Annotated in this window: 1 protein-coding gene; it reads right to left on the minus strand. The window is 73.4% G+C overall.

Annotated features, from left to right (window positions below):
• Positions 1-994, minus strand: a 994-nt coding sequence (locus L0B03_RS18390; protein ID WP_250448521.1) for an AAA family ATPase, incomplete at both ends; no start/stop codon positions are given.

Here is a 994-nt window from a genome sequence, read left to right on the forward strand (position 1 = left end):
CCAGCTGGTCGCCGATCTGGCGCTGCACGAGCCGGCGCAGCGGCCGGGCGCCGTAGGCCGGGTCGAAGCCCTCGAGGGCCAACCACTCCCGTGCCGCCGCGGTGACCTCGAGGCGCAGCCGGCGGTCGGCCAGGCGGTCCGCGAGCCGGGTGATCTGCAGGTCCACGATCTGGCCGAGCTCGGCCAGGGTCAGGGCGTCGAAGATCACGACGTCGTCGAGCCTGTTGATGAACTCGGGCTTGAAGGCCCCGCGCACCGCGGTCATCACGGCCTCGCGCTTGGCCTCGACCGCGAGAGTCGGGTCCACGAGGAACTGCGAGCCGAGGTTGGAGGTGAGCACCAGGATCGCGTTGCGGAAGTCCACGGTGCGGCCCTGGCCGTCGGTCAGGCGACCGTCGTCGAGCACCTGCAGCAGCACGTCGAAGACCTCGGGGTGGGCCTTCTCGACCTCGTCGAGGAGCACCACCGAGTAGGGCCGACGGCGCACGGCCTCGGTCAGCTGGCCGCCCTCCTCGTACCCGACGTACCCGGGCGGGGCGCCGACCAGGCGGGCCACCGAGTGCTTCTCGCCGTACTCGGACATGTCGATGCGGACCATGGCCCGCTCGTCGTCGAAGAGGAAGTCCGCGAGGGACTTGGCGAGCTCGGTCTTGCCCACGCCGGTGGGCCCGAGGAAGAGGAAGGACCCGGTCGGCCGGTCGGGGTCGGCGATCCCGGCCCGCGAGCGCCGGACCGCGTCGCTCACCGCGGCCACGGCCTGCTGCTGACCGATGAGCCGCGAGCCCAGGACCTCCTCCATGCGCAGCAGCTTGGCCGTCTCGCCCTCGAGCAGGCGCCCGGTGGGGATGCCGGTCCACGCCGAGACCACCTCGGCGATCTCGTCGGGGCCGACCTTCTCGGCGATCATGGGGGCCTCGGGCTGCGCGGCCCGCGGGGCGCCGCCCTCGATCTGCAGGGTGTCGCCCGCGCCGTCCTCGCCCGCGCCGGGCTGGCC

Origin of the sequence: Actinotalea sp. C106 (genome assembly GCF_023630195.1) — a bacterium.
Classification (GTDB): Bacteria; Actinomycetota; Actinomycetes; order Actinomycetales; family Cellulomonadaceae; genus Actinotalea.